We start from the raw sequence: 25,312 nt of genomic DNA, 5'->3' as shown, positions 1-25,312 counted from the left end.
CTGGGAGAGGCACGCTCTATTGCGCCAAGCCAGCTTAGGACTGCACACACGGCTTGCCCAGCGCGTGGCGCGCAGCTTGTTCCTGCATGCGGCGCCTGTCGAAACCATCGCAGCCGTGCTAGGTTTCGGGCATGCCAACAGATGCCGACCTGAACCTGCTGTTTGCGTTGAACGCACTTCTTTCCGAGGGCAGCGTCGCGAAAGCCGCCGAGCGCCTGGGTCTGAGCGAATCGGCCATGAGCCGGGCGCTTGCGCGATTGCGGGAATCGACCGGGGACGAGCTGCTCGTGCGCGCGGGTCGCGCGATGGTGCTCACGCCGCATGCGCTGGCACTGCGCGACCGCGTCAGGGAGTTGGTGCAAGAGTCACGCGCAGCGCTTCAGCCCGCTGGCGCGAGCATGGACCCTCGCACGCTCCAGCAACTGTTCACCATACGGGCCAACGACGGCTTCATCGAGGGCTTCGCGCATCGGCTCGTGGCTCGCACGGCGCACGAAGCGCCCGGCGTTCGCCTGCGCTTCGCGCCCAAGCCCGACAAGGACGTTCGTCCCCTGCGCGAGGGATTGATCGATCTGGATGTCGGCGTTCTCGGCGAGGCGGGTCCGGAGGTGCGCGTTCAGGCGCTCTACCGCGACCGCTTTGTCGCTGCGGTGCGCGAGGGCCATCCCCTGCTCGCCGAACCCGGGATCACTGCCGAGCGCTACGCCGCCTGCGACCACGTGGTCACTTCACGCCACGGCCGGACTGTGGGACCGGTGGACGACGCTCTCGCAGCGATGGGCCTGGTGCGCAATACCGCAGTCGTCGTGCCCAGCTTCAGCACTGCCTTGTCGATAGCGGCCGCGACTGACCTGGTGGCGCTGATACCGTCTTCGTACTTCGAACACCTGAGGGCGCGGGGCACGCTGCGCTCGTTCCCGCTGCCGATGCCCACGGAGCAGATCACCGTGTCGCAGATGTGGCATCCGCGTCTTGACCGGGACCCCGCGCATCGGTGGCTTCGCGCAGTGGTGCTGGAGGTTTGCCGGCCGCTGAATGAGCAAACAGGAGCGGCGTGAGTTCGTGCTCCCGGCCAGAACCGGACACTCCATGAACGGTGGGTCAGGGCGTGGTGGAAGTCGCCGTGGTGGCTTGAGTCATCACGGTGGCCCATGCACCGTCGATGCGCTTCCAGACTTCCACTACCCATAGCCCGCCGCTGAAAAAGCGAGTGACTACAAGGTCGCCTTGCTGTTCGTGTTGCTCGCGTTCGCGTGGGACACAGGGCCGCTGCTTCTGCGTTTGAAGGTTGCCGATCCGTTCGGCCCGAGACATGAACTGGCCGTTCTGCTGGACAGTCGTGAAGTCGCTTGCGGTGTACTTGCCCCACTGTGCCGCATCGACGGCGTAGAAGGCTTCGTCTCGTGCACGCATGGCGGCTTGCAGGTCAGGAGGGAGCATGCTTGTGTCGGTCATGAGAGCACTGTAGCTTCCACAGTTGCCGCCGCGAATACCGCGACGGGCAGGAGGCCGAGCTTTTCCACTTGTGCCAACTATGGAGTCCAGTGCGACCTGCCACGCATAAGATGCGAGAGTCGGGAGCGATTTCTCTTTGAGACGCTGGAGTCTTCCAATGACTACGATTGCCGAGAACACAGGTTTCGTCACGCTCATCAACGTATGCGTTCAAACCCTGTCACGTCTTCATCCCTTCCAGCGAGGGAGACGTGCAGCATCTGGCTTCGCCCGCCGTCGCCCGCCCCTCATGTCATCCGTTAGGCCTAGGAGCGCCATTCATGCCAAGCGAACTCACACTAGTAAAGCCGGTTGCTCTCCCCAAGCAGTCTGCCGTCGCTACTATTTATGAATCAACGAATCTCGCAGACGCATTCGCGGTTCAACTTCCTTTTGGCGCCTCCAGCGATCCAGAGGTCCTGTGGCGATTCCTTATTTCGCAGCAGCCATCCTGGATCGGATGGCTCACCAATGCCCGGGATGCAATCGTTGCGTGCTTTGGTCTGAAGACCGCCAAGCACCTCGCGACTCTCTCCAGCGAAGCCAACGCCGACCGCATTGGCATCTTCAAGGTCTACGCCAAAAGCGAAACCGAGATCGTCTTGGGCGAGGACGACAAGCACCTCGATTTCAGACTGTCGGTACTCCACACCCCCGACTTGTCTCCAACGCTCGGTGGCCAACTGACCGTCTCAACCGTCGTCCACTGCCACAACCTCCTGGGCCGAGCCTACATATTGGTTATCGCTCCTTTTCATCGCCAGGTTGTGAAAGCCAGTCTTCGTCGCGCTGCACATATTGGTTGGCCCAAGGCAGCCGCGAGATAGAGGCGTGCTGTGTCCGTTGCACCGAGGCCCAAGGATGTTCTCCGCAACACGTGCTGCGAGTAAGCCGGGCGCGGTAGCGCCGATTGTCCGTTCCGGCTTGTCAATCCAACAAGCGTTTGCCGTCTATTCGGGTGTGGGTGCGGCTCCTAGACTGCGTGGATATTGCGTCCGCGCAGCCAACCTGGGAGAACCCGATGAAGCATTTCGCCGCAGCCGCGCTGGCCCTTTCGATGTTGCCGCCCGTGGCAGCCGCCGAGCCCGAGTTGCAGATTTCCCGGGCCGGCACACGCACGGCAAACAGTGCGCCTGCACAGAATTTCACAGGCAGCGTGCGTGTCGAGATGCTCTACACGCCGGCCGGGCCTGAGCGCACGTCCGCCGGCTCGGTGAGCTTCGCCGCCGGTGCGCGCACTGCGTGGCACACACATCCGCTGGGGCAGACCTTGATCGTCACCGCCGGCGTTGGCCGCGTGCAGCGCCTCGGCGGCCCGATCGAAGAGATCAAGGCAGGCGACGTCGTGCACATTCCGCCGGGCATGAAGCATTGGCATGGGGCCACTCCCACCAGCGCGATGACGCACATCGCCATCACGGAAGCTCTCGATGGCAAGGCGGTGGATTGGCTGGAGCAGGTCAGCGATGCGCAGTACGGCGCGCCGCAGGCTGCTGCGGCCGCCGGACCGGCGCAGCCGTCGCAGGCCCAGCGCCTGCTTGGCGACGTCGCTCCGAAGCTGGCACAGCTCACCGACGACGTGCTGTTCGGCGACGTGTGGGCGCGGCCGGGTCTTTCGCCGCGCGACCGGAGCCTGGTCACCGTGAGCGCGCTCATCGCAATGAATCGGCCCGACCAGTTGCGCTCGCACATGGCCCGCGCGCTCGACAACGGCCTGTCGAAAGACGAATTGGCCGAGGCACTGACGCACCTCGCCTTCTATGCCGGTTGGCCCAACGCGGTGACGGCAACCGGCGTTGCCCGCGAAGTGTTCGCGACGCGGCCTTGATGAAAGAACTCGATATGCAATACGTGACTTTGAACAATGGCGTGCGGATGCCGATCCTCGGCTTCGGCGTCTTCCAGATTGCCGAGCCGGCGCAGTGCGAGCAAAGCGTGGTCGATGCCATCGAGGCCGGCTATCGCCTGATCGACACGGCAGCTTCGTACATGAACGAAGAGGCTGTCGGCAAGGGGCTGCGCCGCAGCGGCGTGGCGCGAGACCAGCTGTTCGTTACGACGAAGCTCTGGGTCGAGGACAACGGCTACGAGCGCACCCTGCTGGCCATCGACAAGTCGCTGCGCCGCCTCCAGCTCGACTACCTCGACCTGTACCTGATCCATCAGCCCTTCGGCGACGTTCACGGATCGTGGAGGGCGATGGAAGCAGCCCACAAGGCCGGCAAGCTCCGCGCTATCGGCCTGAGCAACTTCCATCCCGACCGGCTGATGGACATCAAGGTTTTCAACGAAGTGGCGCCCGCGGTGAACCAGGTGGAAGTGAACCCCTTCCATCAGCAGACCGACAGCGCGACGTTCATGCACGACAACGGAGTGCAAGCCGAGGCGTGGGCACCGTTCGCCGAGGGCCGCAACAACCTGTTCGGCAACGAGGCCCTGCTGGACATCGGTGGAAAGTACGGCAAGTCGGTCGGGCAGGTCGTGCTGCGCTGGCTTGTTCAGCGCGGCATCGTGGCGCTCGCCAAGTCGGTGCGCAGGGAGCGGATGGCGGAGAACCTGAACATCTTCGATTTCCAGCTGGACGACTCGGACATGCTCCGCATCGCAGAACTCGAAACCGGCACGAGCAGCTTCTTCTCGCATCGCGATCCGGCAATCGTCAAGTGGATGAGCGAACGGCGGCTCGGCGTCTGAGATGCGTTCCAGGCAGAACAATTCGTCAGTGATTGGCGTACTCATTGCGGCTGCACTGGCGCTCGCGACCTGCGTGGTGCCCGCCCATGCGGCCGACGGCAGAAACGCGCAGCCGGCTGCGCTGATGATCAAAGAGCAGGGCAGCTTCGCCGTCGGCGGCACGGTGATCCGCAGTCCCGGCGCAGAGGGCCAGACTTTGCACGGCGACCATGCGCGTGTCTTCTATCAGGTGCCGGTCGACGCCCGCAAGCTTCCCCTCGTGATGTGGCACGGCTTCGGGCAGTTCGGCAAGACATGGGAGACCACCGCCGATGGCCGGGAGGGCTACCAGACCATCTTCCTGCGACGCCGCTTCCCGGTCTACCTGGTCGACCAGCCCCGGCGCGGCGGTGCGGCGCGAAGCACGGTAGGCACGACCATCAGCGCGGCACCGGACGACCAGCGCTGGTTCAACATGTTCCGCCTGGGCCGCTGGCCCGATTTCTTCGCGGGCGCGCAGTTCTCGCGAGATCCTGAGGCGTTGAACCAGTACTTCAGGCAGATGGTTCCGGACACCGGGCCGTTCGACGCGAAGGTCACGACCGATGCCGTTTCGGCGCTCTTCGACCGCATCGGTCCAGGGGTGCTCGTCACCCATTCGCAGAGCGGCGGGCTGGGATGGATAGCCGCGATGAAGAACCCCAATGTGCGCGCAGTCGTGTCCTATGAGCCGGGCAGCGGCTTCGTCTTTCCCGAAGGCGAGGTCCCGCCGCCGATGCAGAGCATGACGGGCCCGCTCGAAGGAGTCGCCGTGCCGAAGGCGGAGTTTGCGAAGCTGACGCGGATTCCGATCGTCGTCTACTACGGCGACAACATTCCCGAGGAGCCCTCGAAGAACTTCGGCGAGGACAACTGGCGCGTGCGGCTGGCGATGGCCCGGCTGTGGACGGAAGCGATCAACCGCCACGGCGGCGACGCAACGCTGGTGCATCTGCCGGAGCTTGGCATCCGCGGCAATACGCACTTCCCGTTCTCCGATCTCAACAATGTGCAGGTTGCGGACCTGATGTCCGGGTTTCTCGCGCGGAAGGGCCTGGACTGAGTTGGCCTTGCCCCGAGGCCGCCTGCAGCTCGAACCACTCCCAGCGCTTGAAAGCCCTTGGCGTCGGCGAACACCTGCATGTACGTTCCGCCGCGCCGCTCATTGACTGCGAACTCCGCGCCGATGTCGAAGCAATCAGGAATGCCGAGCGGCACATGAACCAGCAACACACCGTGCCCTTCGAGCGGCGGGAAAAAACCTGCGCCAGCCCGGGAGCCGTCCGTGCATTCAATCGCAGGGGTTCGCAAAGGCTGCCGGCAAGCTCCACTGCACTGCGTTTGATTGCATCGCTCGCGGCGTGATCCTCGGTGCCTCCATGGAGCAGGTCGATGTACTCGTGAAGTTGCATGAAAGAATTAAGAAAAGAAAGGGACCGCTGGAGTAGAGGCTGTATTTCTTACAGAAGAAGTTCGCAAACGCATGAGAAAAATGACTTGGACGGTTTTCAGGTCATATATGGGTAACGGGTCTTTACTAAAGTAGCGAACGAGTTTCGACGGGACCACGGGCATCACGGTCCCCGTCCTGCCTTGTAAGTTCAAGCATCAGGGAGATCTCACATGCCAACAGGCTCTACGCAAGTTGCGCGCGTTCTGAGCGTTTCTGCGGCTGCCATGCCCACACTCGGCGGAGAGCCGGCCCTGGAGCCGGTGGCCATCGAAGGCAGCGAAGGCCTGAGCGGGTTGTTCCGCTACACCCTCACGCTCGCCACGCCCGAGCAGCCTGGCTACAACGAGCGCCAGGCCGCCAACGTGGCCATCAAGCAATTGGTCGGCGAGGCGCTCACCGCGCATGTCGTGCTGGACGGTCGTCCCGGCGCAGGCCCCAACCGGCGTCACATCTCGGGCCTGGTAACGCGTGTGAGGTTCCTGCGCCTGGAGAATCGCCGTGCGTTGTACGAAGCCGCGATCGAGCCTTGGCTGACCCTGGCGACGCGAACCAGCGACTACCGAATTTTCCAGAACCAGACCGTGCTGGACATCGTCAAGGATGTCCTCGGCAAATACGGCCTTCCCTTCGATGTGCGGGCCACCCGCAGCTACCCGCCGCGCGAATTCCAGGTGCAGTACGGTGAGACCGACTACGACTTTGTCGCACGGCTGCTGCACGAGTGGGGGCTCTACTACTACTTCGAACACGAAGAGAACAATCACAGGCTGGTCATCGTCGATGACATGGCTTCGCACCAGCCGTTCGCACACGCGGGCTATCAGACCATTCCTTTCCACGCGGCGGATGCCACCGTGCGGGAGGAGCATTGCGACCGCTTCAATGCCTGCGAGGAACTGCAAAGCGGCCGCTGGATCACCGACGACTTCGACTTCAAGCGCCCCAAGGCCGAGCTGCAGCAGGTCAGCGCAATGCCGCGCAAGACCGCGCAGAACACATGGGAGCGCTACGACTGGCCGGGTGACTACGTCGTGGAGTCCGAAGGCGAGCAGCTGGTGCGTACGCGCATGGAAGAGACGGGCAGCCAGGGCGAGCGCGCCAACGGTGCGGGCAACCTGCGGGCCGTGGTGCCGGGGTACCTGATCACGCTGGAGCGGCATCCCCAGAACGAATCGAACCGGCAGTACCTTGTGACGAACACGAGCCTGCGGCTGCAGGACGTGGGCGACGCCAGTTCGCAGCAGGAGTTCGAGTGCCGCGTGGAGTTCGAGGTCATTCCAACCAGCAAGGTCTACCGGGCCTCGACGCCAACGGTGCCACGGCCACGAACCACGGGACCGCAAACCGCGATCGTCACAGGCCCGGCGGGCCGCGAGATATGGACCGACCAGTACGGCCGCGTGAAGCTGAGCTTTCACTGGAATCGCTATTGCACGAAGGACGAAAACAGCTCCTGCTGGGTACGCGTGTCCTCGCCCTGGGCCGGCACCAATTTCGGCGGCATCCAGATTCCGCGCATCGGCCAGGAGGTGATCGTCGACTTCGAGAACGGCGACCCCGACCGCCCCATCGTGACGGGCCGGGTCTACAACGCCGACAACATGCCGCCGTGGACCTTGCCGGACAACGCCACGCAAAGCGGTTTGCTCACGCGCAGTTCCGAAGGCGCAACGGATGCCAACGCCAACGCGCTGCGCTTCGAGGACAAGAAGGGCCAGGAACAGGTGTGGCTGCATGCCGAGCGCAACCAGGACATCGAGGTCGAGAACGACGAAACCCACTGGGTGGGCCACGACCGCAGCAAGACCATCGACCACGACGAGACGGTTCACGTCGGGCACGACCGCACCGAGACCGTGGACCATGACGAGACCATCACGATCGGCAACAACCGCATGGAGACGATCAAGGCCAACGAACTGTTGACCGTGCTGCAGAACATGAATCGCTTCGTGGCGCTCACCTCGTCGGAGGAGGTGGGCATAGCCAAGACCTCGCTGGTCGGCCTTACCCAGACGGTGGCCGTCGGCAAGAGCAAGAACGAAACCATCGGCGAAGACTTTTCGCTCGACGTGGGCGAGAAGCTCGTCATCACGGTTGGCAAGAGCCGGCTCGAGATGACGAAGGACGGACAGGTCACGCTCACCGGTGCCAGGTTCGACTTCCGCGCCACTGGCGCGGTGCGGATCAACGGCAAGGTCATCGATCTCTGCTGATTGAAGACGCCGCGAGGATCGATCATCCATGGCACTGGATCCCAAGGCAGGCGCGTCTGCGTCCAAACCCGGATTGATCCCCGGTCGAATCGCACGTGTCGCGGTGATCCTGGGCAAGCCAGGGCCGAAAACCCCCGGCAGCGATCCAGCTCCTGAAGCAGGCCGGGACGTCGGAGAGGCAATCGTGGTGTGCACAACCCCCGATGTGTGCAAGACGCCCATCGGATCCTCCACACCTCCCATTCCGTATCAGATCACCGGCAAGCTTGGTGACGATGCCAACACATCGCAAAACGTCTTTCTCACCGGCCTCAAGGCGTTCAAGTTCGACAGTGTGGTTACGCATGTCAACGGTGACGAGCCCGGAACGGCGACAGGGATCAAGTCGGGGACGGTCGGCGACATCGCAGAACCCAAGACGGCATCGACCATAGTGCGCGTCAACGGCCAGTGGCTGGTGCGTGACGGCGACAGCTTCTGGATGAACAGGCGCAACACTGTCGGCGAGTTGATCTACAAGAAAGATCGGAGCAAGCACTGGCCACCCAACGATGATCCGGCCATCGACGACAGCGAGGCCGAAGCACTGTTGGCGCGGGCACAGGCTGACGGCGCCGTCATAGAGACCTACGAGACGGAACAGGAAAAAACCGGCAAGGCGCGTCTCATCCCTGCTGCGAGCACGACCGGCTATTCGAGCCTTGTGCGCACAGCGCTGGGAGAAAGACCAATCCTGCTCGCGCAGGCGCAACTGCAGCCGATGCCCAACGCGCCGGTTAGCGACGTGCGCCCCTCGACCATCCCCCAAGTCAGGCCGACGCCAACGTTCCAGCCCGGTCCGGCTGCCAACGACAACGTCTTCCGGCCACCCCCCGGCATGCCTCGTCCGTCGGGCGGCACGGGATTGGCCGGCAAGGCCGGCGCGGCGAGCCGATTCCTGATCATCCTTTGGCTCATCCAGGGCGCACCTATGCCCGGCGACAGCCTCATCCTGGGCAGGTCCGGCGCAAAACAAGTCCTGGAAGGCATAGATCCGAAGACACCGCAGGAACAGGCGATCTACGACCAGGCCTTTGAGCACCTCGCCCAGTACAAGGCCAGCGCGTACGACTCCTGGTGGCCTGCGAGCGCCAGTGACTACGACGCGGAAGTACGCAAGGCCGTCGAAGCGCAGATTGCCGAAGAGCGCGCGCGAGCGCAGCAGCAGGCCTCGGCCCCACAGTCCCAACAGGAGGTGACGCCTTCATCAAAGCCAAATCCCGAAGAGGGCGCGAAGATCGAGGGCAAGCCTGATCCCTGCAACCCAGGTGCCCACGGCAAGAACGAATGCCCACCCAATCAGCAATCGCACCACATCATCGCGGACTACATCCTGCGGATCGGCACGCGGACTGAACCCGGCGCGCGTTTGCCGGGAGCTCCGTCGCTCAACGAAGGCCCAGCGATCTGCCTCACCGATGCGGAACATGCCCGCGTTCACGAGTTGATGGATGGCGCGATCAAGGCGGCCGGCGGAGCCACCGGGACCGTCTCCTTCGACAAGGTCAAGCAGATTGCCTACGATGCCTTGGCCAAGGCCAAGCCGGACTGCAAGGGGAAGTTCGAAGCTGCTACAGACGAGTACTTCCAGAAGATTTCGCAGGATGCATTGGTTCGAGCCTACAAGACGGCATCGAAGGCCGTGAAAGAAGCTGCCCGCAAAGCTCTGAAGTCCGCGGGATGGCCCATTGAATAGAGTGAAATCAACACATCCATGGAACAGTTCAACACCACTGCGTCAGCCCCCGAACTCAAGATCGAAACCGGTGTCGCTGCGACGCGCAACCGGCTGGTCATCTCGTGCTCGAAGATCGAGGATCGCTTCGAGGGCTTCGCCCGCCTCTGCATATTCAATGCGGACAAGTCGGTCAAATGGAACTATTTCGATCTGCCTCTCACGATACGAGCCGGTGCCCTGCATCATCCCTCTCCATCGGAGGCTGCCTCTTTCGTTTTTGCTTCGGAAAACGGCGATGTCGTCCATCTGCCGATCGGCAAAGCACCAGAGATGGAGCGTGTGGTCGGCTCAGGCCTGTGGGACGACGACTCCGAAGGTTGGGGCTACTTGAACGCATTGCGTCAGATCGGTGGGCATCTATATGCCTGCGGAGGCGGCGGACAAATCTACCAGCGCCTTGGCGAAGACGCGTGGGAGCATGCCGATCACGGCCTGCTGCAAGAACCTGAGGGCGAGCACAACCTGTTCCTGAATGTGATTGACGGTACCGATGAGCGCGCGCTCTACGCCGCAGGCTGGAATTCAGACACCAATGGAGGTCTGCTGTTCTTTCGCATGGATGGTGCCTGGAAGCCCATTGCCGTCGATACGGCGGAACTCACTGGGCTGTGCATCGAGAGCAGCGATTCCATCTGGATTTGCGGTCACAACGGCGTATTGCTGCACGGCAATCAGTCAACGGGATTTGCGGACGTCTCTCAACTGGACGATTCGAGGAACTACAGCGATGTCAAGATTTACGGTGGGAGGGTCTACCTTGCCACTCCTGAGGGACTGTTTGCCCATGAGAACGGCATCATCGAGCCCGTCGTCACGGGTCTCGTGCCGGAGTACCGCGATGGTCACGTATTGCAGGTGGTTGACGGCGTCCTGTGGTCCATCGGCTATGCAGACATTGCTCGCTACGACGGGACAGTCTGGGAGCGCATCCCGTTCCCGGGAAATCCTCCGATCCTGTAGCTTCGGTGGCTCTGTGGACGCGAGACATGAACCGGGTGAGCGAGGCGGCGTCAAGGCACGGCGATGAAACCTCTGATCAAACCCGACGCGATCCAGCTTCAATTCGAAGCAGCGGTAGCTGGCACGCGCGACGATCTCTTTCTGACCTGTTCCAACGCAGAGGAGCGCTTTGAAGGCTTTGCTCGTCTGTGTCGATTTCGCGCGGGAGCGAATCCGCCGTGGGGCTACTTCGACCTCTCGGCCACAGTCTCGGACGCGACTTTTTTCTCCCCGACGCGCCATACCGATGACGCGGTAGCGGTGCCCGCCTTTGTCTTTCTGACGGAAGAAGGCAACGTGATGTACATGCCACCCAACGAGCCCGCCGTAACCGAGCGCATCGAGGGATCGGGGCTGTGGAGCGACGACTCCGAGGGATGGGGGACCATGAACGCGATCGCGCAGATCGACAGTCGCCTCCATGCCTGCGGCGGCGGCGGCCAGGTCTATCGGCGATCGGATGCCGGAACCTGGGAGCAGATCGGTACCGGATTGCTGCGGGGCAAGACCGAGACTGGCGGGCTCACCCTCAACGCCATAGCCGGGCCCCACGAACAGGAGGTCTACGTCGGAGGCTGGCGCGCGAACGTGAACGACGGTGTGCTGTTCTGCGGGAACAACCGTGGCTGGAAGCCCATGACGTCCAGTTTCGCGTCGATCAGCAGCATCCATGCCGAGCGTGACGATTCGATATGGGCGTGCGGTCGCCGTGGAACCGTTCTGCACGGAAATCGCATCGATGGATTCAAGGACGTTTCGGAGCTCGACGACACCCGCAGCTACGTCGATATCACGAGCTACGACGGGCAGATCTTCCTGGCGACGGAGAGAGGTCTTTACGTCCATGACAACGGCACGACTCGACGCGTCCAGACGGGGCTCGATCCAGACCATGCGGATGGCCACGTCCTGCAGGTGGTCGATGGGGTGCTGTGGTCCATCGGCTATGCCGACATCGCGCGCTTCGACGGCACGGCCTGGGAACGCATTCCGTTTCCCGGTAATCCCCCGATCCGATAGGCAGTCATGGCACGGTGGAAACGCGATATGGATTGGGTCAGCGAGGCGGCGCAGCGCATCGGTTGCTGCGGCCTCGCCGAGTGGCTGCTGGAATTTGCCTCGTGGGCAGAGCTGACGCCTACCGAGTGCCCACCCTCGGGGCTTGCAAAGAAGGTGGACTACGCAAGCCTTTCGCGCGGTCTGAAGATGACGCTGCTCTACCCCTTCGCCGAACGCGCCGCATCAGCCGATCCGCAAGCGTGGGTGCTCCATGACCTCGAAATCGATGCCTCCAGGCTTCCCCTGCCCTTCGGTCTCAACGTCAGCGCTGAGACGCCTCGGAGCACCCAACGCAAGTTGAGCGCCGACACGGCTTTCGGCCGCAGTGTCGATTTCCGCGATGGGAACTACCGCGTCGTCCACTACCTTCCAGATGGCCGCGTGGTCGGCGTCGGATTCAGACCCACCCTGGTGGGCATCGAGAGCCTGCACCTGCAGCGCATCGTGACCATGCCCGACTTCCGCACGATGGGAACACCGTGACGAGCCCGTCGCCGGACCCGTCGACCATTCCCTTTCTGCCCGCACGGCCAGCCCCGGCCGAGTCCGAAACCGGCGACGCCCTTCAGATCGATGCCTGCGGCACGCGCTGCCCGGTGCCCATATTGCGATTGCGCAAGGCGTTGAGCCGCAGCGCACCGGGGCAGGTGCTCATCCTCACCACGGACGATCCTGCGGCGTTCACCGATATTCCGCAGGCCATGGCCTCGCTCCCGGCCCAACTCTTTGCCATTCGCCGCGAAGGTGATCGCGTCATCTTCACCGTGCTGCGGCAGTGACGACAGGCAAGCTTCGACGGTCTTCAACCCAACAGTCATGGCGCCACACCTCGAGAATCGCACGCCTTTTTCCGCTCTGGCCTTTTCGCAGTTTCACAGCGACGGTACCGACATGGCCGTGCTAGCAGTGCGGGGCAGCTTCCATGTCGTGCCGAACGCTCCGCTGGTGCTCGCGCCCCGACAGGACGAACTCGAACTTGCCGACCGCTACGAAGGCGACGCTGCCAACGGCCTGCTGGTGCGGACCTGCGACATCGTGCCTTTCAGGCCGGCGGCTGACCTCACCATCCTGGGTGCGAGCTGGGCGCCTCGGGGCGTGGAAGCCCGCTCGTGGATCACCGGCGTGCGTCTGGGCAAGCTCGAAAAGGTTCTGAGGGTCCACGGGCCGAGAGTCTGGCGCTGCGCCACCGCGCAGGAACAGGAAAAAGACAGATCGACCAGCAAGGGCTGGGCACTCTCGCAGGCCCATCCCGTCAAGGCCGTCGCACTCGACTGGCGCGGGGCCTTCGGAGGCCCGATACCCGGCTCGGGAGATGATGAGACGCCGACCGACGTGCATCGCTTCAACCCGATCGGATGCGGCATCGTCGATGAAGACCACAGCCCTTCGGATGTCGACATTCCCGCGCCCTGCATCGAGGATCCTGCCGATCCCGTTCTCGATTGGCGTCGCCGTGACTACGTGCCGCAAGGCTTCGCTCCGCTTCCGCCGGTCTGGCGTTCCCGCCAGCAATACACGGGCACTTTCGACGATGCATGGCTCGCGTCGAAACATCCTCTGCTGCCGGACGATTTCGACTACCGCTTCTACCAGTACGCGGCGCCGGACCTCATTCATCGGGAGCGCCTGAACGGCGACGAAGAGCTGCAGCTTCTTCACATGCATCCGGACCACACCCACATTCAGGTCTGGCTGCCTGGCGTGCAGCTGTCCGCCATGGCGCACTGGAAAGATGGAGGCACTGCCCCTCAGGAAATGATGCTCGACGGCGTCCATGTGGATCTGAACTCCGATCTGGCGACGGTCTATCTGACGTGGCGATGCTGGGTGCCCAAGCGGTCAGGCATTCATCTGATGGAACTGCAGGTCGAGAACCCTTCGAGACTCCTGGAAGCAGGGCGCCAGTACGTCAACCATGACCGGTTGCCGGGTGCGCCGGCCAAGGGTTGAGTGAAGCAGAAACCATAGTTCGCCGCTATGAATTCAATTCACTCAATTGGGTTGATTGACGGAAGATCCAAACCTAGACTGGTCTCGGACCCCACGTGCGATCACCAACCAAAGGAGAACCCCTTGTCCGATGAAACAAAGTGCCCCTTCCCGGGCCACCAGCGTACACACAGCTTTGCCGGCGCTCCTGCGAATACAGACTGGTGGCCCAGCCAGCTGAACCTGAAGCTCCTGCACCAGCATTCCGCCGAGTCCGATCCCATGGGCGAAGCGTTCGACTACACCGAGGAATTCAAGACCCTCGACCTTGATGCCGTGATCAAGGACCTCCATGCCCTGATGACCGATTCGCAGGACTGGTGGCCCGCCGACTACGGCCACTACGGGCCTCTCTTCATCCGCATGGCCTGGCACTCCGCCGGCACGTACCGCATTGCGGACGGCCGCGGCGGCGGTGGCCACGGCGCTCAGCGCTTCGCGCCCCTGAACAGCTGGCCGGACAACGGCAACCTCGACAAGGCGCGCCGGCTGCTGTGGCCGATCAAGCAGAAATACGGCCGCAAGCTTTCGTGGGCCGACCTGATGATCCTGACCGGCAACGTCGCGCTGGAGTCCATGGGCTTCAAGACATTCGGCTTCGCCGGCGGCCGCCCCGACATCTGGGAGCCGGAAGACGACATCTTCTGGGGCCCCGAAGGCAAGTGGCTGGCCGATGAGCGCTACAGCGGAGACCGCGTGCTGGCCGGCCCGCTGGCCGCCGTGCAGATGGGCTTGATCTACGTGAACCCCGAAGGACCGAACGGCAACCCCGATCCGCTCGGCTCGGCCCGCGACATCCGCGAGACCTTCGCCCGCATGGCCATGAACGACGAGGAAACCGTGGCACTCACCGCCGGCGGCCACACCTTCGGCAAGGCCCACGGCGCGGGCGACCCGGGCCTGGTCGGCGCCGAACCCGAGGGAGCCGACATCGAGGAACTGGGCCTGGGATGGAAGAACAGCTTCGAAAGCGGCCTGGGTGTGCATGCCACCACCAGCGGTATCGAAGGCGCCTGGACCCCCACGCCCACGAAATGGGACAACAGCTACTTCGAGACGCTGTTCGGCTACGAATGGGAACTCACCAAGAGCCCGGCGGGCGCCAACCAGTGGAAGCCCAAGGGCAGCACGGGTGCGGGCACCGTGCCAGACGCGCACGATTCGGGCAAACGCCATGCCCCGATGATGACCACGGCCGACATGGCCATGCGCATGGACCCGGCCTACGAAAAAATCTCGCGCCGCTACATGGCGAATCCGGCGGAGTTCGCCGATGCATTCGCCCGCGCCTGGTTCAAGCTGACGCACCGCGACATGGGGCCGCGCGCACGCTACCTCGGCGCGCTGGTGCCGAAGGAAGAGCTGATCTGGCAGGACCCGATTCCCGCCGTGAACCACCCGCTGGTCGATGACAAGGACGTCGCGGTCCTGAAGGCCAAGGTGCTCGCCTCTGGCCTGGGCATTGCGCAGCTCGTGGGCGCCGCCTGGGCTTCGGCCTCGACCTTCCGCGGCAGCGACAAGCGCGGCGGCGCCAACGGTGCGCGCATCCGCCTCGCGCCGCAGAAGGACTGGGAAGTCAACCAGCCGGCCCAGCTGTCGAAGGTGCTTTCAACGCTCGAAGGCATCCAGAAGGAATTCAACGGCGCGCAGTCCGGCGGCAAGAAGATCTCGCTCGCCGACCTGATCGTGCTGGCCGGCAACGCAGCGGTCGAGGCCGCGGCGAAGAAGGCCGGACAAGACGTGACGGTGCCTTTCTCGCCGGGGCGCGGGGACGCTTCGCAGGAGCAGACCGACGTCGAATCCTTCGCACCCCTGGAGCCGCAGGCCGACGGGTTCCGCAACTATCTGAAGAAGGGTATCGACTCGGCCACCGCTGCCGGCCTGCTGCTCGACAAGGCGCAGCTGCTGACCCTGAGCGCGCCCGAGCTGACGGTCCTGGTCGGTGGCCTGCGCGCCCTGAACGCGAACGTCGGGCAGTCGCAGAACGGTGTGTTCACCAAGCGTCCGGAGACTCTCAGCAATGATTTCTTCGTGAACCTGCTCGACATGAACACCGGGTGGAAGAAGTCAACGACGGCTGAAGGCGTGCTGGAAGGCCGCGACCGGAAGACGGGCGAACTCAAGTGGACGGGCACCGTCGTCGACCTCGTGTTCGGTTCCAACTCGCAGTTGCGCGCGCTCGCGGAAGTCTATGGGGCCAGCGACTCGCAGAAGGCCTTCGTACGGGACTTCGTGGCCGCCTGGACCAAGGTGATGAACCTCGATCGCTTCGACCTCAAGAAGTGATCGGGCGGTGATTGAAGGCGACCGGTTCCGGTCGCCGCCGAGTGAGTGACAGCAGTGCAGCCCCGGCCTGGTTTCGGATGATCCCGAACCAGGCCGGGGCGCATCCAAAAAAATGACGGCAGGAGACAACCATGCTAGTCGTGAAGAAGGCGCCTGCGGAGTCGATGGAGTTCTTCCAGCCCGAGCAGTGGATGCATCTGCTCGAGCAGCTCGACATCATCCTGGCGACGGTGCAAACCGACGACACCAATCCCATACTTCGCCGTTTCGGCGTGCGCCGGCGCTCTGCCATATTCCGTCGCCTGATGCAGGAGCGATGGCGTCTCGTCAAGGAGATAGAAGCATTCGGCCAGGCCGGACTTCTCGCCTTCGCGAAGAACCAGATGCCGGACGCATCGCCGTCGCGCCGCCATCTCGACGTCGAGTTCAAGCTCCTGGGCGAAGCGTTCGATCAGTGCTCCAAAGACCTGTCGCCCGATACGCAGGCCGCGCTGAGAAAGTGGCTGCTCGCGCGCTCGCACATGCATCAGGAGCACGCAAGGTTTCTGGAGACCTACTGAGGGGCGCGGTGTGGAGGCTGCTACTGTTGTCGGTAACGGCTATCGGCCTTCAACAACAGGAGCTTCCATGAAACCCCAGCCCATCGAATACGCCAATGCCTCCGACGAAGTCAAAGCCGTCTTCGACGACATCAAGACCTCGCGCAACGTGCCCGACGTCAACAACTTCTGGAAGTACCTGGCCAACGACCCCGTCGCGCTCAGGCGCACGTGGAGCAGCCTGAAGGAAGTGATGGCACCGGGCGCGCTCGACCCGGTGGTGAAGGAGATGGTCTACCTCGCTGTGAGCGTCACCAACAACTGCGGCTACTGCATTGCGAGCCATCACGCCGGCGCCGAGAAGGCGGGCATGACGCCCGCGATGTTCGCCGAGCTGATGAGCGTGGTCGGCATGGCCAACGAGACCAACCGGCTCGTCAATGGCTACCGCGTGCCGATCGATCCGGCCTTCGACAAGTAAAACCGATCAGCCGATCGTCATCAGGCTCGCATTGCCGCCGGCGGCCGCCGTGTTGATGCTGAGCGCACGCTCCACCACGAGGCTTTCGAGCGGAATGTCCGCATCGCCGGGCGCGAAGCCGCGCACGCCGACGATCGGGCCCGGCCGCGCTGCGATGCGCTGCATCACACCCGACAGGCTCTGCGCGCTGCCGTGGTGCAGTGCGGCGTCGAACATCACCGTGTCGGAGGCCCAGTCATTCGCGATGGCCACGCACTGCTGCACCTCGGCCGGCAGCGACGCGCGAAGGCTTTGCGCGGCGGCATCGGCGGGCCAGATCGCGGTGCTGCCCACCGACAGCACTGCGGCCAGCTGCACCAGCCGGTCGGCTTCCGTATCAGCTCCCGAGTCAACCAGGCACAGCACCACCTCGCGCGGCTCCAGCGTGTAGACGTTGCGCTCTCCGGTCGGGCCGGCCAGCGTACGCGAACTGCCTGAGCGCGACTGTTCGGCGAAGCGCGCGCATTGCGCCGTCAGCGCGGGGCGGTCGGTTGCCTCCGCCCAGCGCGCGAGTGCCGACAGCGCGGCCCGTGATGCAACAGCACCACCTCCCACCGCGCGCTCCATCGCATCGTCCGGCCGCGCCGACAGCATGCGCAGCATGTACAGCGGACCACCGGCCTTCGGCCCCGTGCCAGACAGTCCCTCGCCGCCGAACGGCTGCACGCCCACCACCGCGCCGACGATGTTGCGGTTCACATAGACATTGCCCGCCTTGGCGTGCTCCACGATCTGCGCGATGGTTTCGTCGATGCGCGTGTGCACGCCCAGCGTCAGTCCATAGCCCGTGCCGTTGATCTGCCCGATCAGCGCGCCGAGGTCGCGGCGGCGGTAGCGCACGATGTGCAGCACCGGTCCGAACACTTCGCGCTGCAGCTCCGCGATGCTGTCGAGCTCGATCAGCGTCGGCATCACGTAGGTGCCGTTGCGCGTGTCGTGTGCGTACTCGCGGCCCTGGCGATAGACCTTGCGGCCCTTCGAGCGCATGGTCGCGATGTGGCGCTCGATGCCGTCGCGTGCTTCGGCGTCGATCACCGGGCCCACGTCCACGGCCAGCCGCGCGGGGTTGCCGATGCAGGCTTCGGCCATCGCGCCCTTGAGCATCTCCAGCAGCCGGTCGGCCGCTTCCTCCTGCACGCACAGCACGCGCAGCGCCGAGCAGCGCTGGCCGGCGCTGTCGAAGGCAGAGGCCATCACGTCGGTGACGACCTGTTCCACGAGCGCGGACGAGTCGACGATCATCGCGTTCTGTCCGCCGGTTTCCGCGATGAGCGGCACCGGCGCACCGTGCGCGCCGAGCCGCTGCGAGAGCGTCTTCTGCAGGATGCGCGCAACCTCCGTCGAGCCGGTGAACATCACGCCCTGCACGCGCGCGTCGGCCACCAGCGCGGCACCGACGGTTTCGCCGCGGCCGGGCAGCAGCTGCACAGCGGCATGCGGCACGCCGGCTTCCCACAGCGCGCGCACAGCTTCGGCCGCCACCAGCGGCGTCTGTTCGGCGGGCTTGGCCAGCACGGGGTTGCCCGCCGCCAGCGCGGCTGCCACCTGGCCGGTGAAGATCGCCAGCGGAAAGTTCCATGGGCTGATGCACACCATCGGGCCGAGCGCGCGGTGCGTGTCGTTCGAGAAATCGCTGCGTGCCTGCGCCGCGTAGTAGCGCAGGAAGTCGACCGCCTCGCGCACTTCGGCGATGGCGTTGGCATAGGTCTTTCCGGCCTCGCGCGTCAGCAGGCCGAGCAGGCGGGGCATGCCTTCTTCGAGCTTGCCGGCGGCGCGGTCGAGCAGGGCGGCGCGCTCGGCAGGCGGCGTGGCGGCCCATGCCGGGGCGATGTCATGGGCATGGGCGATGGCCGATTCGACATCGGCCAGCGTGGCTTCCTGCACTCGTCCGACGATGTCGCGGTGGTCGGCGGGGTTCGGCACGCTGACCGCTTCGCCAGCTGGCGCTGCTTCGGCGAGCATCGGCGCTGCATGCCAGCTTTCACCGGCGCTGCCGGCGAGCACATGGCCCAGCGCGCGCAGGCTGTCGTCGTTCGCCAGGTCGAGCCCCTGCGAGTTGGCACGCTGCGTTCCATACAGCGCCGCGGGCAGCGCAATGGCCGGATGCGGCAGGCCCATCGTGCCTTCCTGCTGCGCCATGCGTTCTACCGTGGCGACCGGGTCTTCCACCAACGCATCGAGCGAGATCGTCGGGTCCGCGATGCGGTTCACGAACGAAGTGTTCGCGCCGTTCTCCAGCAGGCGGCGCACAAGATAGGCCAGCAGCGTCTCGTGCGTGCCCACCGGCGCATAGATGCGGCAAGGCCGCCCGAGCGGGCCGACCACTTGCTCGTACAGCGGCTCGCCCATGCCGTGCAGGCACTGGAACTCGTACTGCCCCGGTTTGTAGCGCGACGGGTCCGCCGCCGTGTAGATGGCGGCCAGCGTGTGCGCGTTGTGCGTGGCGAACTGCGGGTACACGGCCTCCGGCGCATCGAGCAGCTTGCGTGCGCAGGCGAGGTACGACACGTCGGTGTAGGCCTTGCGCGTGTAGACGGGGTAGCCGTCGAGCCCGTCGATCTGCGCGCGCTTGATTTCGCTGTCCCAGTACGCGCCTTTCACCAGCCGCACCATCAGCCGGTGCCGGCTGCGGCGGGCGAGATCGATCACGAAGTCGATCACGAACGGGCAGCGCTTTTGATAAGCCTGGATCACGAAGCCGATGCCGTTCCAGCCCGCGAGCGCCGGCTCGAAGCACAGCCGCTCCAGCAGGTCGAGCGAGAGTTCGAGGCGGTCGGCTTCCTCTGCGTCGATGTTCAGGCCGATGTCGTACTGCTGCGCCAGCAGCGCAAGCTCGCGCAGCACCGGGTACAGCTCGGCCATCACGCGTGAATGCTGCGCGCGGCTGTAGCGCGGATGCAGCGCCGACAGCTTGATCGAGATGCCCGGCCCCTCGTACACGCCGCGATGGTTCGATGCCTTGCCGATCGCGTGGATCGCCTCTTCGTACGCGACGCGATAGCGCTTGGCGTCTTCCATGGTGAGCGCCGCCTCGCCGAGCATGTCGTACGAATAGCGAAAGCCCCCGGCCTCCAGGTCGCGCGCGTTGTCCAGCGCCTGCGCGATGGTTTCGCCGGTGACGAACTGCTCGCCCATCATCCGCATCGCCATGTCCACGCCCTTGCGGATCAGCGGCTCGCCGCCCTTGCCGATCAGGCGCGTGAGCACGGCCGACAGGCTGGTCTCGCTGTGCGTGGCCACGAGCTTGCCCGTCAGCAGCAGGCCCCAGGTCGCGGCGTTGACGAACACCGACGGGCTGCGGCCCGCATGCGACTGCCATTGGCCGTGCGCGATCTTGTCGCGGATCAGCGCGTTGCGCGTCTCGGCGTCGGGGATGCGCAGCAGCGCCTCGGCCAGGCACATCAGCGCCACGCCTTCCTGCGACGACAGCGCGTATTCCTGCAGCAGGCCCTGCACGAGGCCGGCACGACCGCCTGCGTTCTTGCGCTCGCGCAACTGCTGGGCGATGCGGTAGGCGAGTTCCTGGGCTTCCTCGGCCTGATTGCCCGGCAGGCGCGCTTGTGCAAGAAGCGGCGGCAGCGCCTGCGGTTCGGCGCGGCGCCAGGCTGCGGTGATCTGCTCGCGCAGCGCCGAAGAGGGCTCGGACAAGCCATCGGCAAACGCCGCGAAGGAAGAGGGCAGGGGGTCGGCGCTGGTGGTGCTCATGAGGGGCTCGTGCTGGTGATATGTTGGATGATCCGCGTCCTTGTGGCGAATTTGTGTTCGAAGAGCGGCGCTTTGGTAGAGCAAATCGCTAGGTCAGTCAGGTTCACAGCTTGTGGCGGGCAGAGAATCCGCGTTCCGTCCCTGGAGTCTCGCGAACATGCACAGCTACAGATGGTCCCTTCCTTTTCTGATGGCCGTATGCCTGCCGGCATCCTGGCCGGCGCACGCGGCGGCAGCCGACCCCTCCGCCTGCACGTCTTCGGCGGCCACGGACTGCTTGCGCAGCTTCACGCCGGCCGGTGCCGGAGGCGCGCTGCACTACTACTCGTCGCTCGCTCCGGATGCTCCGACGGCAACCACCGGGCCGACGAAGGCGCTCATCGCCATGCATGGCCATTCGCGCGACGCCAACAAGACATTCGAGGCAACGCTGCGCACCGTCCGCAACGCCGGTGCGCTGGACGACACGCTGGTGGTCGCGCCGCTCTTCCAGGTGCCTGCCGACAAGGCTGCCAGCCGGTGCAACTCGCCGGGCCTGCCCGCGCCGCAGCCCGGCGACCTGCTGTGGACCTGCGGCTCATGGCTCGAAGGCGGCCGCTCGGCGTCGGGCAGCCGCATCGGCTCGTTCGCGGTCATGGACGCGCTCGTGGCCGAGCTGGTGCAGCGCTGGCCGAGCCTGCGCACCGTCACCATCGCCGGCTTCTCGGCCGGCGGGCAGTTCGCGCAGCGCTATGCCGCCTTCGCGCAGAACGGCGGCACGGCGGGCAAGGTGGCCATGCGCTACGTGGTCGCCGATCCGAGCACGTGGCTCTATTTCGATCCGGTGCGCCCGCAGCTGTCGTCCGACGGTGCGTCAGTCTCTGGCTTCGCGGTGCCCGATGCCGCGGCGTGCCCTGAGATGAACCGCTGGAAATACGGCACCGACGACCTGCCAGCGCACCTCGGGCGCAGTGCCGCGCAGGCGCGCCGGCAGTATGCGGAGGCCGACATCAGCTACCTCGAAGGCGAACTGGACAGCAACGATGCGCGGGGCACGGCCTACCGCGTGCTCGACAAGTCCTGCGCGGCCGCCGCTCAAGGCCCGTTCCGCCTGCAGCGCGGCCTTGCCTACGCGCAGTACGACCGCACGCTGCTCGCGCCGGCCAAGCGGCGCGAGGTCGTGGTGGTGCCGGGCTGCGCGCATGACGTGGCGTGCGTCTTTCCATCGGAAGCCGCGCGCGCCGCATTGATCGGCCCTCCGCGCTGAGGGCGGTTCGCCGGGAGGCTTGACGCAATTTCCTTTATGGTAGATATTTAATCCAATATGAAGGAAATAGAAGAAACACCGTCTGGCCTGAACGACCGCATCGCGCAGCGCGTGCGCGACCTGCGTGCGCAACGCGGCCTCTCGCTCGATGCGCTGGCCACGCACTGCGGCGTCAGCCGTTCCATGATCTCGCTGATCGAGCGAGGCGAAAGCAGCCCCACCGCCGTGCTGCTCGAAAAACTCGCGACGGGTCTCGGCGTGTCGCTGGCCTCGCTGTTCGAGGCGCCCGCGCCCGCCGCCGATCCGGTGTCGCGCCTGGCCAGCCAGCTGCAGTGGCGCGACCCGCACTCCGGCTATGTGCGGCGCAACGTGTCGCCGGGCAGCTTTGCATCGCCCATCCAGATCGTCGAGGTGCTGTTTCCGCCCAAGGCCCGCGTGGCTTATGAAACCGCGGCGCGCGAGCCGGTCATCCACCAGCAGGTGTGGGTGCTCGACGGCGTCATCGAACTCACGCTGGGCGACGACCAGCATCGGCTCGCCACCGGCGATTGCCTGGCGATTGTGCTCGACCGCCCCATGAGCTACTACAACCCCTCGCGCACTACCACCCGCTACGCCGTCGTGATCGCGACAGTGCCTTCTTCCTGGAGATGAACAACATGACGACTTCCGACACGCCCCGCATCCATGTCCTTTCTACGGTGAGCGATGCCCAGGTCCAGGCGCTGGCCGACCTGCTGATCGATTGCGTCGAGGGCGGCGCGTCTGTCAGCTTCATGCTCCCGCTGGCCCGCGAGCGCGCCCTCGCGTTCTGGCGGAAGGTGGCCGACGGCGTGGCGCGCGGCGAACGTGCATTGCTCGTGGCTGAAGACGCCGAGGGCCTCCTCGGAACAGTGCAACTCGTGCTCGACCAGCCCGAGAACCAGCCTCACCGCGCAGAGGTCTCGAAGATGCTGGTGTACCGCAGGGCGCGGCGCCGGGGCATCGGCGCGCTGCTGATGCAGGCGGCCGAGGACCAGGCGCGTGCGCACGGCAAGACCCTGCTGGTGCTCGACACGTCGAGCGCCGAAGCCGAGCGGCTCTATGCCCGCATGGGCTGGCAGCGCGTGGGTGTGATCCCCGGATTCGCACTGCTGCCGGAGGGCGAACCGTGCAGCACCACCTTCTTCTATCGCGCGCTGCAGGCCCGCGCACAGGCACCGGCGGCAGGCTGAGCCGGACAGATTTGTATCGCACCTTGTCTGGCACGCGGCCAGATACGGAGCGCGACCATTCAGTGCCTGCCCCGACACACTGCGAAGGCAGGTGCTGCGATGCAATGGGTGCTTCATCCACTCGACACGAAGCCCGCCATGACCATGCACTCGTTCCATCGTCCATCAGGCCGCGCGCTGGCAGCCGTCCTGATGCTGACCGCAGCCTTCGCCGCGCAGGCACAGTCTTCCGCGGCAACCGATCCACGCGGCCGCTGGATCACCGCGAACGGCAACCTCGAAGTGGAGCTCGCACCGTGCGGCACCGCGCTGTGCGGCACCGTCACCAAGGTCCTCGGCAATCGATCGATGGCGCCCGGCGGCGGCGACATGCAACCCGCCGACGGCCGACCGGCCCTCGGCATGACGCTGCTGAAAGACTTCACGCCAGTCGATGCGACCGATCCGTCCCGGCCACCCACCGAATGGGCCGGGCAGATATACAACCGCGAGAACGGCAAGACCTACAGCTGCAACATGTCGGTCAGCACCACCGGCAATCCGGCGGGCGAGCTGCTGCTGCGTGCGTACGTCGGGCTGCCGCTGTTCGGCAAGACGCAACGCTGGGTGCGCGCCGCGTCGGACAACTGAGTTGCCATGCGCGGCCGGTCGGTCAGTCGGTCAGGCGCACCACGCGCCCGCTGCGCACGCCCAGCGATTCGCCATCGCGCCACGCAGGCCGCCCGTTGACGATGACGGCGTCGATACCCTCCGCGCGCAGCGTGGGGGCCTCCCAGGTTGCGCGGTCGGCAATCCGGTCGGCATCGAACACGGTGATGTCGGCAAAGGCGCCTTCGCACAGCACGCCGCGGCCGGGCAGGCGGAAATGCCGGGCCGTCAGCCCCGTCATCTTGTGTACCGCCTGTTCGAGGGAGAACAAACCGACGTCGCGGCAGTAGTGGCCCAGCACGCGCGGAAAAGTGCCCCACAGGCGAGGATGCGGTGACGCGTCGTGCGGCATGCCATCGGAGCCGATCATTGTTTGAGGAAAGGCGAGCACGCGCCGCACGTCGGCCTCGTCCATCAGGAAGTAGATGGCGCCGGCCGGCTGCAGCAGGTCGACCGCATCTTCCATCGACACACCGAGGCGCTGAGCGATCGCGTCGAGGTCCATGCCCGCGAACTCGGGGTGCGGCCGTGACTGGGTGACGATGATTCGGCTCGACACCGCAATGCGGTCCTTGCGCAGGATGGTGGAGCCCGCGCAGTAGGGATAGCAGTCGAGCGCGATCGGCTGCTGCGCCATGGCCTCGCGCACGTGGGCCAGGGTTTGCAGCGAACGGCCGTGGTTGTGCGGGCCGATGAGCTTGTGGTGCGACACCACCACCGGTGCCTGCGCCGCACGGCCGATAGCGAAAGCCTCATCCAGCGCGGCGAAGACATGGTCGCCCTCGTCGCGGATGTGGCTCGCGTACACGCCTCCATAGGGGCCGATCACTTCGGCGACTTGCGCCATCTCTTCGGTCGTGGCTGGCATGGCCGTGGGATAGGCCGCGCCGGTGGACAGCCCGATGGCGCCGCTGGCCATGGCCTCGGCGAGCAGCGCCCGCATGCGCGCGATCTCTTCCGGTGTGGCGGCCCGGTCGAGGCGCTCCATCGTCGCCGCGCGCAAGGTGGTGTGGCCCACCAGGCAGGCCGCGTTCACAGCGGCGGGCGCAGCCTCCAGGCGCGCGAGGTAGGCCGCGAAGGTGGCATCGCCGAACAGGGCCGGGTCGTGGCCCAGCAGGTTCAGCGGTGGCGGCACGGTGGCGCCGGCCGGCGCGCCCCAGGGCGCGAGGCTGATGCCGCAGTTGCCGGTGACGACCGTCGTCACGCCCTGGCTCAGCTTGGCCGGCATGTCTGGCTCGAGCAGGAGGTAGCGGTCGTCGTGCGTGTGCGAGTCGATGAAGCCCGGCGCCACGATGCGGTCGCTGGCATCGATCTCGACCGTGCCACGCAGCGCCGACAGATCGCCGATGGCGGCTACGCGCGCACCGCGGATGCCGACATCGGCCTTGCGCCGTGCATCGCCCGTGCCGTCGATCAGCATGCCGTGGCGCACCACGAGGTCGAAGTCGGCCATGT

At 65.2% G+C, this 25,312-nt stretch carries 23 protein-coding genes; 20 read left to right on the top strand and 3 right to left on the bottom strand.

The annotated features are described in order from the left end of the window. Positions 1-131: 131 nt before the first annotated feature. Positions 132-1,058, top strand: a complete 927-nt coding sequence (locus tag AC07O3_RS13990) for a LysR family transcriptional regulator (RefSeq protein WP_093047998.1) — start codon at positions 132-134, stop codon at positions 1,056-1,058. Between the two features lie 43 nt (positions 1,059-1,101). Here the strand turns inward: AC07O3_RS13990 and AC07O3_RS13985 are convergent, their stop codons facing one another. Further along, a complete protein-coding gene (locus AC07O3_RS13985) occupies positions 1,102-1,455 on the bottom strand; it encodes a nuclear transport factor 2 family protein (protein WP_495339587.1) in 354 nt (117 codons plus the stop codon). Positions 1,456-1,775: 320 nt separating this feature from the next. Here AC07O3_RS13985 and AC07O3_RS13980 point away from each other — a divergent pair, with 320 nt between their 5' ends. The 15 genes from AC07O3_RS13980 to AC07O3_RS13910 all read left to right on the top strand — a co-directional run bounded on the left by AC07O3_RS13980 (position 1,776) and on the right by AC07O3_RS13910 (position 17,005). Further along, positions 1,776-2,321 carry a DUF2867 domain-containing protein gene (locus AC07O3_RS13980; RefSeq protein ID WP_495339586.1) on the top strand — a complete coding sequence of 182 codons (546 nt, stop codon included), beginning with the start codon at positions 1,776-1,778 and terminating at the stop codon, positions 2,319-2,321. Positions 2,322-2,515: 194 nt separating this feature from the next. After that, complete coding sequence (locus tag AC07O3_RS13975; RefSeq protein ID WP_495339585.1) at positions 2,516-3,322, top strand: (R)-mandelonitrile lyase; 807 nt, start codon at positions 2,516-2,518, stop codon at positions 3,320-3,322. Between the two features lie 14 nt (positions 3,323-3,336). Next, positions 3,337-4,188, top strand: a complete 852-nt coding sequence (locus AC07O3_RS13970) for an aldo/keto reductase (protein ID WP_495339584.1) — start codon at positions 3,337-3,339, stop codon at positions 4,186-4,188. A gap of 1 nt (position 4,189) precedes the next feature. Then, entirely contained in the window at positions 4,190-5,269 is a 1,080-nt protein-coding gene (locus AC07O3_RS13965) for an alpha/beta hydrolase (protein ID WP_495339583.1), read from the top strand. A gap of 47 nt (positions 5,270-5,316) precedes the next feature. Continuing rightward, positions 5,317-5,571 (top strand): hypothetical protein, encoded by a 255-nt coding sequence (locus AC07O3_RS13960; protein WP_495339582.1) that lies wholly within the window; start codon positions 5,317-5,319, stop codon positions 5,569-5,571. A gap of 312 nt (positions 5,572-5,883) precedes the next feature. After that, on the top strand, positions 5,884-7,875 hold the full coding sequence (locus AC07O3_RS13955) for a type VI secretion system Vgr family protein (protein ID WP_495339581.1): 1,992 nt from the start codon (positions 5,884-5,886) through the stop codon (positions 7,873-7,875). A 28-nt stretch (positions 7,876-7,903) separates the two neighbouring features. Then, positions 7,904-9,610, top strand: coding sequence for a DUF4150 domain-containing protein (locus tag AC07O3_RS13950; protein ID WP_093172702.1), 1,707 nt, complete (start codon positions 7,904-7,906; stop codon positions 9,608-9,610). An 18-nt stretch (positions 9,611-9,628) separates the two neighbouring features. Continuing rightward, positions 9,629-10,612: a hypothetical protein gene (locus tag AC07O3_RS13945; RefSeq protein ID WP_093172700.1), complete on the top strand. Its 984-nt coding sequence runs from the start codon at positions 9,629-9,631 to the stop codon at positions 10,610-10,612. A 63-nt stretch (positions 10,613-10,675) separates the two neighbouring features. Further along, a complete protein-coding gene (locus AC07O3_RS13940; protein ID WP_495339580.1) occupies positions 10,676-11,671 on the top strand; it encodes a hypothetical protein in 996 nt (331 codons plus the stop codon). 27 nt (positions 11,672-11,698) lie between these two features. Then, positions 11,699-12,193 (top strand): hypothetical protein, encoded by a 495-nt coding sequence (locus tag AC07O3_RS13935; protein ID WP_495339579.1) that lies wholly within the window; start codon positions 11,699-11,701, stop codon positions 12,191-12,193. Further along, entirely contained in the window at positions 12,190-12,489 is a 300-nt protein-coding gene (locus AC07O3_RS13930; RefSeq protein WP_177142252.1) for a sulfurtransferase TusA family protein, read from the top strand. The genes AC07O3_RS13935 and AC07O3_RS13930 overlap by 4 nt, the downstream gene beginning before the upstream one ends. Positions 12,490-12,526: 37 nt before the next feature. Next, a complete protein-coding gene (locus tag AC07O3_RS13925) occupies positions 12,527-13,660 on the top strand; it encodes a DUF2169 family type VI secretion system accessory protein (RefSeq protein WP_495339578.1) in 1,134 nt (377 codons plus the stop codon). Positions 13,661-13,783: 123 nt separating this feature from the next. Next, positions 13,784-15,985, top strand: a complete 2,202-nt coding sequence (gene katG / locus AC07O3_RS13920) for a catalase/peroxidase HPI (RefSeq protein WP_495339577.1) — start codon at positions 13,784-13,786, stop codon at positions 15,983-15,985. Positions 15,986-16,116: 131 nt separating this feature from the next. After that, positions 16,117-16,545 carry a hypothetical protein gene (locus tag AC07O3_RS13915; RefSeq protein WP_093048129.1) on the top strand — a complete coding sequence of 143 codons (429 nt, stop codon included), beginning with the start codon at positions 16,117-16,119 and terminating at the stop codon, positions 16,543-16,545. A 67-nt stretch (positions 16,546-16,612) separates the two neighbouring features. Further along, positions 16,613-17,005 (top strand): carboxymuconolactone decarboxylase family protein, encoded by a 393-nt coding sequence (locus AC07O3_RS13910; RefSeq protein ID WP_307613877.1) that lies wholly within the window; start codon positions 16,613-16,615, stop codon positions 17,003-17,005. Positions 17,006-17,011: 6 nt separating this feature from the next. Here AC07O3_RS13910 and putA read toward each other — a convergent pair whose 3' ends face one another. After that, the gene (gene putA, locus AC07O3_RS13905) at positions 17,012-20,749 is read right to left on the bottom strand and encodes a trifunctional transcriptional regulator/proline dehydrogenase/L-glutamate gamma-semialdehyde dehydrogenase (RefSeq protein ID WP_495339576.1); all 3,738 of its coding nucleotides are present in this window, start codon (positions 20,747-20,749) and stop codon (positions 17,012-17,014) included. Between the two features lie 157 nt (positions 20,750-20,906). Between putA and AC07O3_RS13900 the strand changes: the two genes are divergently transcribed. From AC07O3_RS13900 to AC07O3_RS13885, 4 genes are all read left to right on the top strand, one after another. Continuing rightward, entirely contained in the window at positions 20,907-21,995 is a 1,089-nt protein-coding gene (locus tag AC07O3_RS13900) for a hypothetical protein (protein ID WP_093048138.1), read from the top strand. A 57-nt stretch (positions 21,996-22,052) separates the two neighbouring features. Then, entirely contained in the window at positions 22,053-22,649 is a 597-nt protein-coding gene (locus AC07O3_RS13895) for a helix-turn-helix domain-containing protein (RefSeq protein ID WP_495339575.1), read from the top strand. Between the two features lie 5 nt (positions 22,650-22,654). After that, on the top strand, positions 22,655-23,209 hold the full coding sequence (locus AC07O3_RS13890; RefSeq protein ID WP_495339574.1) for a GNAT family N-acetyltransferase: 555 nt from the start codon (positions 22,655-22,657) through the stop codon (positions 23,207-23,209). A 138-nt stretch (positions 23,210-23,347) separates the two neighbouring features. After that, a complete protein-coding gene (locus AC07O3_RS13885; protein WP_354339115.1) occupies positions 23,348-23,839 on the top strand; it encodes a DUF2147 domain-containing protein in 492 nt (163 codons plus the stop codon). 22 nt (positions 23,840-23,861) lie between these two features. Here AC07O3_RS13885 and AC07O3_RS13880 read toward each other — a convergent pair whose 3' ends face one another. Further along, positions 23,862-25,310, bottom strand: a complete 1,449-nt coding sequence (locus tag AC07O3_RS13880; protein WP_495339573.1) for an N-acyl-D-amino-acid deacylase family protein — start codon at positions 25,308-25,310, stop codon at positions 23,862-23,864. Positions 25,311-25,312 lie beyond the last annotated feature (2 nt).

It is taken from the genome of Variovorax sp. GW821-FHT09D05, assembly GCF_059416325.1.
The sequence above is the reverse complement of the archived record's forward strand: the minus strand, read 5'-3'. Positions and strand labels throughout refer to the sequence as shown.

Bases quoted from the DNA above. Each gene is read 5' to 3' on its own strand.
- AC07O3_RS13915 (WP_093048129.1), top strand. From the start codon at position 16,117: ATGCTAGTCGTGAAGAAGGCGCCTGCGGAGTCGATGGAGTTCTTCCAG.
- AC07O3_RS13985 (WP_495339587.1), bottom strand. From the start codon at position 1,455: ATGACCGACACAAGCATGCTCCCTCCTGACCTGCAAGCCGCCATGCGT.
- AC07O3_RS13935 (WP_495339579.1), top strand. From the start codon at position 11,699: ATGGATTGGGTCAGCGAGGCGGCGCAGCGCATCGGTTGCTGCGGCCTC.
- AC07O3_RS13970 (WP_495339584.1), top strand. From the start codon at position 3,337: ATGCAATACGTGACTTTGAACAATGGCGTGCGGATGCCGATCCTCGGC.
- AC07O3_RS13925 (WP_495339578.1), top strand. From the start codon at position 12,527: ATGGCGCCACACCTCGAGAATCGCACGCCTTTTTCCGCTCTGGCCTTT.
- AC07O3_RS13945 (WP_093172700.1), top strand. From the start codon at position 9,629: ATGGAACAGTTCAACACCACTGCGTCAGCCCCCGAACTCAAGATCGAA.
- AC07O3_RS13885 (WP_354339115.1), top strand. From the start codon at position 23,348: ATGACCATGCACTCGTTCCATCGTCCATCAGGCCGCGCGCTGGCAGCC.
- AC07O3_RS13975 (WP_495339585.1), top strand. From the start codon at position 2,516: ATGAAGCATTTCGCCGCAGCCGCGCTGGCCCTTTCGATGTTGCCGCCC.
- AC07O3_RS13965 (WP_495339583.1), top strand. From the start codon at position 4,190: ATGCGTTCCAGGCAGAACAATTCGTCAGTGATTGGCGTACTCATTGCG.
- AC07O3_RS13940 (WP_495339580.1), top strand. From the start codon at position 10,676: ATGAAACCTCTGATCAAACCCGACGCGATCCAGCTTCAATTCGAAGCA.
- AC07O3_RS13880 (WP_495339573.1), bottom strand. From the start codon at position 25,310: ATGGCCGACTTCGACCTCGTGGTGCGCCACGGCATGCTGATCGACGGC.
- AC07O3_RS13895 (WP_495339575.1), top strand. From the start codon at position 22,053: ATGAAGGAAATAGAAGAAACACCGTCTGGCCTGAACGACCGCATCGCG.
- AC07O3_RS13890 (WP_495339574.1), top strand. From the start codon at position 22,655: ATGACGACTTCCGACACGCCCCGCATCCATGTCCTTTCTACGGTGAGC.
- AC07O3_RS13900 (WP_093048138.1), top strand. From the start codon at position 20,907: ATGCACAGCTACAGATGGTCCCTTCCTTTTCTGATGGCCGTATGCCTG.
- AC07O3_RS13980 (WP_495339586.1), top strand. From the start codon at position 1,776: ATGCCAAGCGAACTCACACTAGTAAAGCCGGTTGCTCTCCCCAAGCAG.
- putA (WP_495339576.1), bottom strand. From the start codon at position 20,749: ATGAGCACCACCAGCGCCGACCCCCTGCCCTCTTCCTTCGCGGCGTTT.
- AC07O3_RS13955 (WP_495339581.1), top strand. From the start codon at position 5,884: ATGCCCACACTCGGCGGAGAGCCGGCCCTGGAGCCGGTGGCCATCGAA.
- AC07O3_RS13910 (WP_307613877.1), top strand. From the start codon at position 16,613: ATGAAACCCCAGCCCATCGAATACGCCAATGCCTCCGACGAAGTCAAA.
- AC07O3_RS13990 (WP_093047998.1), top strand. From the start codon at position 132: ATGCCAACAGATGCCGACCTGAACCTGCTGTTTGCGTTGAACGCACTT.
- AC07O3_RS13950 (WP_093172702.1), top strand. From the start codon at position 7,904: ATGGCACTGGATCCCAAGGCAGGCGCGTCTGCGTCCAAACCCGGATTG.